At 67.6% G+C, this 7,842-nt stretch carries 5 protein-coding genes; 1 reads left to right on the top strand and 4 read right to left on the bottom strand.

Going from position 1 to position 7,842, the window contains the following annotated elements; genetic code table 11:
* The coding region (locus OVO38_RS02015; RefSeq protein WP_267207642.1) for a Rib/alpha-like domain-containing protein at positions 1-3,457 on the top strand (3,457 nt) is incomplete at its 5' end.
* Between the two features lie 78 nt (positions 3,458-3,535).
* Here the strand turns inward: OVO38_RS02015 and manA are convergent.
* From manA to OVO38_RS01995, 4 genes are read right to left on the bottom strand one after another with little or no spacing between them, the layout of a single operon-like run.
* Positions 3,536-4,765: a mannose-6-phosphate isomerase, class I gene (gene manA, locus OVO38_RS02010; protein ID WP_267207641.1), complete on the bottom strand. Its 1,230-nt coding sequence runs from the start codon at positions 4,763-4,765 to the stop codon at positions 3,536-3,538.
* Positions 4,766-4,804: 39 nt separating this feature from the next.
* Complete coding sequence (locus tag OVO38_RS02005) at positions 4,805-5,812, bottom strand: hypothetical protein (protein ID WP_267207640.1); 1,008 nt, start codon at positions 5,810-5,812, stop codon at positions 4,805-4,807.
* Between the two features lie 35 nt (positions 5,813-5,847).
* Positions 5,848-7,218: a phosphomannomutase/phosphoglucomutase gene (locus OVO38_RS02000; RefSeq protein WP_267207639.1), complete on the bottom strand. Its 1,371-nt coding sequence runs from the start codon at positions 7,216-7,218 to the stop codon at positions 5,848-5,850.
* Positions 7,219-7,248: 30 nt separating this feature from the next.
* The gene (locus OVO38_RS01995) at positions 7,249-7,833 is read right to left on the bottom strand and encodes a DUF3499 domain-containing protein (protein ID WP_267207638.1); all 585 of its coding nucleotides are present in this window, start codon (positions 7,831-7,833) and stop codon (positions 7,249-7,251) included.
* Positions 7,834-7,842: the final 9 nt, after the last annotated feature.

The following is a 7,842-nucleotide window of genomic DNA, read 5'->3' as shown; positions in this document are numbered from 1 at the left end:
CAACATCGTCGACGACCCCGACTCCCCCCATAAGAAAACCGCCGACGTCAAGGTGACCTACCCCGACGGCACCAGCGACGACATCACCGGCGTCACCATCAACATCGGGAAGGCATCTGACCTCTACGACCCGCAGGGCCAAGCCCAAAACGTCAAATACGGCGAGGACCCCGAGCCGAAAAACAGCGTCGCCGACACCGACGCCCTACCAGACGGCACCGAATTCGATTTCACCAACATCGTCGACGACCCCGACTCCCCCCATAAGAAAACCGCCGACGTCAAGGTGACCTACCCCGACGGCACCAGCGACGACATCACCGGCGTCACCATCAACATCGGGAAGGCATCTGACCTCTACACCCCGGAAGCGCAATCGCTCACGGTGAAGACCGGTGAGAATCCGGATTCTGACCACGCGATCAAGAACCTGAGCACCCTTCCGAAGGGCACGACGACCAAGTTCAAGGGCGCAGTTGACACCTCCTCCGTGGGTACCAACAAGGTCACAATCGTCGTCACCTACCCCGACGGCACCACCGACGAGGTCACTACCGACCTCACCGTCAAGCGCCGCACAGACGCAGAGGTCAACGACCCGATCGTCGGCGACGGTATCGCTACCAAGGTCGGCGCGAAGGTGACCAAAGACGCCGCAAAGAAGGCCATCACCAACCTGGACAAGCTCCCGGTCAAAGACGTCACCTTCAAGAACCCGGTCGACACGTCCGAGCCCGGCGATACCACCGCCACCATCGTCGTTTCCTACACCGACGGCAGCACCGACGAGGTAAAGGTCGACGTCCACGTCAACGACCTCACCGACGCCGAGAAATACAAGCCGGCTTCAACCGGTATCACCATCAAGGAAGGCGAATCGGCCGACCCGCTTGCGGCAATCTCCAACAAGGATGAGCTGCCGAAGGGCATCACTGCGAACTTCAAGGGCAGGGTCGACACCGGCTCCGTCGGCACGAGCGAGGTCACAATCGTCGTCACCTACCCCGACGGCACCAGCGAAGAGATCCAGACCGATCTCACCGTCAAGCGCCGCACCGACGCGGAAACGAACGACCCAACGGTCGACGAGGACTTCGAAATCGTCGCTGGCTCTAAGCTGCGCCAGGAACATGCCGAGAAGATCATTGAGAACATCGGCTCCCTGCCCAGTGGCACCACCGCGGACTTCAAGGACAAGGGCGAGGGCTCGCTGAGCACAGAGAACCCGACTCCGAATGACATCGACAAGGATGTCACCATCGTGGTCACCTACCCGGACGGCTCTACCGAGGAGATCGACACCAAGATCACCATCAAGCCGCGCCCGGACAACTGGGACTTCCAGCCGCAGGTCCGCGAAAAGGTCATCACCGCCGGCGATAAGCTCGAGGCTCACGACGTCATCGAGAACCTTCACGAGCTGCCGCAGGACATTGAGGTCGAGCTCGACGGCGACGTGGACACCTCCACCCCGGGCGCGTACAACCCGCAGGTCGTGGTCACCTACCCGGACGGTTCCCAGGACCGCGTCGGCTCGACCATCATCGTCAATCCGAAGCCGCTGACCAACAAGCAATTCGACCCCAACTACGGCGACATCGTGCAACTCACCGCGGGTGAGTCCAAGAGCGCCGAGAACCCGTTCGGCGACGAGACTGCGCCGGAGGGCACGAAGTACGAGGCCAAGTTCCGCTCGGACGCCACCGACTGGACCTTCGACGAGGACAAAGCCAACGAGACGGGCGTCGTCACCGCTCAGGCACCATCCGCCAGGGATCTGGCGCAGGAGTTCGCCCGCGTGACCAAGTACACGCACCTCGACTGGGACACCCTCGCAGCGGTGCTCAAGCCGATGGTCACTACCTCCGTCGAGGTAGACATCGACTATGCCGACGGCTCCTTCGACGCTGCGACCGCAGCATTCGAGCTTGTCGACGCCGACGGCCACTCCCTCCTCGACCCCGAGGCCGACGCCGACGGTGACGGTCACACCAACCGCGACGAGGTAGAGAAGCGCTCCAACCCGTTCGACGAGGAAAGCGTTCCCGTGCCGCCGGCTGACTGGAACACCTCCAACGCCAACACCGTCTACCCCGGCGAGGACGTCACCGTTCCCAACAACGGCGGCCGCGTCCAGGTGGGCACCACCGTGAAGGTCGACGGCCCGGGCACCGCTGAGATCAACAAGGACGGCGACCTGGTCATCACCGCCAACGAGGACGCCAAGCCGGGCGACAAGATCGTGGCAACGATGACGGACGCGGACGGCAACCAGATCGACATCGTCCAGGTCTCCGTCAAGGAGGACGAGCGCCTGCAGGGCGACAAGACCAACGCCTCCTTCGGCAGCGACCCGTACGTGCTGATACCGGGCGAGACCAAGGACACGAACCGCCCGTTCGGCCCGTTCGGTATCCCGGACGACACCGAGATCACCGTCCAGGTGCCCGCCGACGCCACCGACTGGAAGTTTGAGGGCAACGAAGACGGCACCGTCACCGCCCAGGCACCATCCGCGGCGCAGCTGGCTGCACAGTTCTCCGCACTGGACAAGGCAACCCAGAAGGACTGGGACAAGCTCGCCGAGGCCCTCGCGCCGGTCGTCGCACCGACCGTAGGCGTGAACTTCACGTTCACCGACGGCTCCAACGACTTCGCCAACGCCCGCTTCGAGCTCACCGACGCCAACGACAAGTCCATCCTCGACCCGGACGCTGACTTCGACGACGACGGCCGCACCAACAAGCAGGAAGTCGACACCGGCACCAACCCGTTCGAGCGCAACTACTTCGAACCCCACTGGGATGCCACCGAGGGCGAAGGCAGCGCCGAGCCGGGCGGCAAGCTCACCATCCCGAACAAGGGCGGCAAGATTCCGAAGGGCGCGATTGTCGACGTCGCCGGCCCCGGCAGCGCCGTCATCGACGACCGCGGCAACCTGGTTGTCGCAGTCGAGGAGCAGGCCATCCCGGGCGACGAGGTCATCGCGACCGTGAAGGACAAGCAGGGCGCTGAGATCCAGAGGATCGTCATCATCGTCAACGCGAAGGTGAACAGCAACACCCACACCGAGGTCGGCGAGCCCGGCAAGGACACGTCCCTGAGCTCCAACATTGACCAGGGCAAGTGCTCCGCAGCCGCGATCGGCTTCGGACTCCCGCTGCTGGCGATCGTCCCGCTCGCCATCGCCACCCAGGCAGCCATCCCGGGCCTGGCCGGCTTCCGCGAGCAAGTTGCCGTGCAGATCGAGCAGGTGAACTCCCAGATCCAAAACGGCCTGGGCATCATGAATCCGCAGATCGCCAAGCAGGTCTCTGACATTAACGGCCAGCTCCGCCAGTACGGCACGAACGTGGCCACGATCGGCGGCGGCCTGCTGCTCTTCGCCGCAGGCATCGGCGTCACCGCCCTGATCGTTGATAGCTGCAAGCCGGGCGGCCCGACCAGCTCCAACTAGCTCACCCAACGGCAACGCCGGCCCCGCTCCTCACTCCAGAGGATGCGGGGCCAGCGTGCTTCGTTATTGCAGCAGACGCTACACGCTGGCGAGGAACAGCTCTGCGCCGTCAGCGCCCTCCGCCGTGAACACTACGCGCGCGTCGCTCGCCGGGACCCACGCCGCCTGGCCAGGGCGCAGGGTGAGCTCCTCCCCTGCCGCGCCGCGCCCCACGGCCTCGCCGCTCGTGCACAGCACGATCGCCGGCCCATCCGACTCCACCGCCAGCTCCGCGCCCTCACCCAGGGCGTAACGGCTCAGCCGGAAGTCTTCCATTGGCAGGACGAACTCCTCCCCTGCCGCGCCGCCATCCGCCGCGCGGGTCTTCGCCCGCGGGGACTCTAGCGCCTCGAACTTGAGCACGCGCACCAGCTCCGGCACGTCCACGTGCTTCGACGTGAGCCCGCCGCGGAGCACGTTGTCCGAGTTCGCCATAATCTCCACGCCCAGACCCGACTGGTAGGCGTGCAGCTGGCCGGCGTCCAGGTACAGCGCCTCGCCCGGCTCGAGGGTGAAGTAGTTCAGCAGCAGCGCCGCGAGGGCACCGATGTCGCCCGGGTAGGCCGCCGCAAGCTCGAGGAACATAGTGAACACCTCGACCATCCACGGCTCCACGCCGGCGCCCCCGGCTTCGTCGGGATTTTCCAGGAGGGTGCGGGCGCGGTTGACGGTTTCGTCGATAAGCAAATTGCTCGCCTTGCGCGGCAGCGAGATGAGGGTGGTAAACAGCGCGCGCAGGCTCGCCTCTTCCTCGCTGGGGTCGACCATGCTGGTGTAGCGGCTGAGCAGCGGCGAGCCCAGCGCGTCGAGAAGGCGGGCGGTGCGCGCGTACGGGCGGAACCCGGCGAGCGCCTTGAACTGCGTCAGCGCGACGATCAGCTCGGGCTTATGGTTCGGGTCCTTGTAGTTGCGGCGCGGGTCGTGCAGGTCAATGCCCGCCGCCTCCTCGCCGCGGAACCCCTCGACGGCCTGCGCTTTCGACGGGTGCGCTTGCAGCGACAGCGGCGCGCCCGCCGCCAGCAGCTTGAGCAGGAACGGCAGGTGTTCGTCGAACTGGTCGGCCACGCGCTGCCCAAGCGCCGCGCGGGGATCATCCGCGATGATCGCGTCCAGGCCGCGGGAGCCGATTGTCGACGGCGCAGCCGGGTGCGCACCGAACCACAGCTCCGCCTCCGGGCTGGGGGCAGGCGACGCGGTGCCGCGCAGATCGGCGAGCATGGTGCGCGAGCCCCACGGGTAGGTGCGCAGGGCAGGTTCGAGGAGCTCCATCGGTGTCTGTGCCTCGTTTCCTTCGGTGATGGGTGTGGACTACCCGTCGCTGGGGTCGTCGAGCGCAGTCATGGCGTACGCGCGCGCCAGTAGCCGCAGCACCGTGACGGACTCGCCCAGGTGCTGCGACGCGACCGTCTCAGCGCGGGTGTTGGGCGCGACCGGGGCGTGCGCATCCGGTTGCGCCCAAAGAACGACCTTTAAGGGTACCAGCTCCACCGGGCCGTCAAGGAATGGATCGTGGAAGATGTCGTCGGCCGGGGCGGGTGCGCCGCCGCGGGCGAGCTCGAGGGCCTGCGGGAGCTCGTCGGCGTCGACGAAGCCGCTCGCCAGGCCGCGGCAGGACCACAGGGTGGCCACGAGCTCCGCAAGCGCGAGGCCGTGGCGGGTGGTGCCGGAGTGCACGACGCGCGCGTCGCGGGCAAAGGCGCGCAGCTGGCGGGCGGCGTTGACGTCCTCGGCGCGTTCCGGGGACACGGAGGTGAGCTCGGCGTCCAGCTCGTCCGCGAGCATGCGGAACCGCTCTGCCAGCGCCTCCGCCGCCGCGCGGGGGTCGAGCGCGTCGAGCACCGCCGACAGCACCGCGATCGTGCGCGCCGGCGACGGGCCCATCGTGGTGGGCAGGGCCGGGACGACGACGGTTGATGCGGGCGCCTCGTCAACGATCGGGCCGCGGGCGGGCCCCGCCAGCACCGTTTCCGCGCCGCGCTGCGCCGCCGTGAGCAGGGCGCGCACGTCGCGCTCGCGCGCCGCGGCGTCCCCCACCATGACCACGACGTCGAGCGCGCCGACGTAGCCGGGTAGCGTGTCCGTCACCACCACCGGCAGCGGGAGCGGTGCGCGCACCTGCGCCACGGCGCGTGCGGCGGCGCGCGCGACCTGGTCGGTCGCCACCACGATCACGCTGCGGGGTTGCATCCCGCGGAGGTTGGCGAGGGACGGCAGGGCGTCGATAATAGCCCTGACCTGCGCCCCCTCGTGGGCGATGTCGAAGAAGCGGACGGTCTCGCGGTCGTAATCGCCGGTGCCCTCGTAGTAGTCGCTCATGACCGCGATCTTACGCAGCGCCGGCACGCGCGGGTCTAGGCGCGGATGATTCCCAGGATCTCCTCGACCAATTCCTGGACTTCCTGCTCTGTCTCCGCCTCAACGTTCAGGCGCAGCAGCGGCTCGGTGTTGGACGCGCGCACGTTGAACCACGCCTTCGTGTCCTTGAGCCACACGGTGACGCCGTCGAGGCGGTCGAGCTTGTCGGTGCGATCCGCAAACGCGTCGAGCACGCGCTGGGTGGTCGCCTCCTGGTCGGCCACCTCGGAGTTGATCTCGCCGGAGGCGGCGTAGCGGTTGTACTCGGCCATCAGCTCGCTCAGCGGCGCATCCTGCTCGGCGAGCGCGGCGAGCACGTGCAGCGCGGCGACCAGGCCGGAGTCGGCGTTGAAGAAGTCGGCGAAGTAGTAGTGCGCGGAGTGCTCGCCGCCGAAGCGCGCTCCGGTGCGCGCCATTTCCGCCTTGATGTAGGAGTGCCCGACGCGCGTGCGCACGGCCTCGCCGCCCTGCTCAGCGATGATCTCCGGCACCGCCTGCGAGGTGATCAGGTTGTGGATGATCGTCGCGCCCGGGTGCTGCGCCAGCGTGCGGTGCGCGATCAGAGCGCTAATCGACGACGCGCTCACCGGCTCCCCACGCTCGTCCACCACAAAGCAACGGTCCGCGTCGCCATCGAAGGCCAGGCCGATGTCCGCGCCCTGCTCTACCGTGAACTTCTGCAGGTCCACCAGGTTCTTCGGGTCCAGCGGGTTCGCCTCGTGGTTGGGGAACGTGCCGTCGAGCTCGAAGTAGAGGGGGCGGACGTCCATGTCGCCCAGGACGGCGGGCACGGTCAGGCCCGCCATGCCGTTGGCGGCGTCGACGGCCACGACGAGCTTCCGGTCTGTGGGCACCGGCACCAGGTCGCGCAGGAACGTCGCGTAGTCGGCCAGGATGTCCTTCTCGGTCACGGTGCCCTGAGCCACGTCGGCGGCGGGCACGCCCTCGAGCACCATCCGCCCGATCTCGCCCAGTCCGGTATCGGTGGACACTGGGGTGGCGCCGGCGCGGCACAGCTTGATGCCGTTGTACTTGGCCGGGTTGTGCGAGGCGGTGAACATCGCGCCGGCGCACTTGAGCGTGCCGGCGGCGAAGTAGAGCTCGTCGGTGCTGGTCAGGCCCAGCGCAACCACGTCGAGCCCCTGGGAGGTCGCGCCCTCCGCGAAGGCGCCGGCGAGCTCGGGCGAGGAGGGGCGCATGTCGTAGCCCACGGCGATGCGGGTCTCGCCCTCGCCGCGCAGGATGTGGGCGAACGCCGCGCCGACGGTGCGGACGAAGTCGGCGTCGATGGTCTCGCCGACCACGCCGCGCACGTCGTACGCCTTGATGACGTTCTTTAACGTTGCTTCAGTGTGTGCAATTGCCATGCCGCCAGTCTAGCTCTGTGTTACACCGTGCTATTCAGTACCGGAGTCCTTGTCCGCGTCTTCGGACGGGTCCGGAACCACGCGCAGGTGCGCGCGCCGCTGCGCCTTGTGCGCCGCCAGGTGCGCCTCGATCCGCTTCGTGCGGTGTACCGGGTGGTTGGAGGTGGCGGGGTCGTTGAAGTCGTGGGAGGCCGAGTACTCGATGGGGTCGGCGGAGGTGTCCACCAGGCCGGTGGTCACGCGGCCGGCCTCCCCCGCCTCGCGCACTGCCTCCGCGAGCGCTGTCAGCTCGGACTCATCGAGGTCGTCCAGGCTGGTGTTCAGGCTGCGGGCGAAGAACGCGGCGTGGGCGGCGTCTTCAGCCGCTTCGGGCTGTTCGGACTCCTCAAGGTCGGCGGGGTCTTCGGTGATGTCCACCTGTTCGACGCGCACCATGTCCCAGCCGACGGGCGCGGTGATGTGCGCGGAGTGGCGCTCGCAGAGGTCCCAGGAGTGCGGGTCCTGCTCTGGGGCGAGCGGGCCGACCACTGCCGTGGAATCCGCGTAGGCGTAGATCAAGGTGGCCACGGCGGGGCGGCCACAGCCCGGGCGACAGCAACGACGGAATACACTCACGGCGCACAA

Origin of the sequence: Corynebacterium sp. Marseille-P8863 (assembly GCF_946902955.1) — a bacterium.
GTDB lineage: Bacteria > Actinomycetota > Actinomycetes > Mycobacteriales > Mycobacteriaceae > Corynebacterium > Corynebacterium gottingense.
This window is presented reverse-complemented; position numbering and strand designations above follow the sequence as displayed.

Coding starts and splice junctions, on each gene's coding strand:
- OVO38_RS02000 (WP_267207639.1), bottom strand. CDS start 7,218: ATGGCAATTGCACACACTGAAGCAACGTTAAAGAACGTCATCAAGGCG.
- manA (WP_267207641.1), bottom strand. CDS start 4,765: ATGGAGCTCCTCGAACCTGCCCTGCGCACCTACCCGTGGGGCTCGCGC.
- OVO38_RS02005 (WP_267207640.1), bottom strand. CDS start 5,812: ATGAGCGACTACTACGAGGGCACCGGCGATTACGACCGCGAGACCGTC.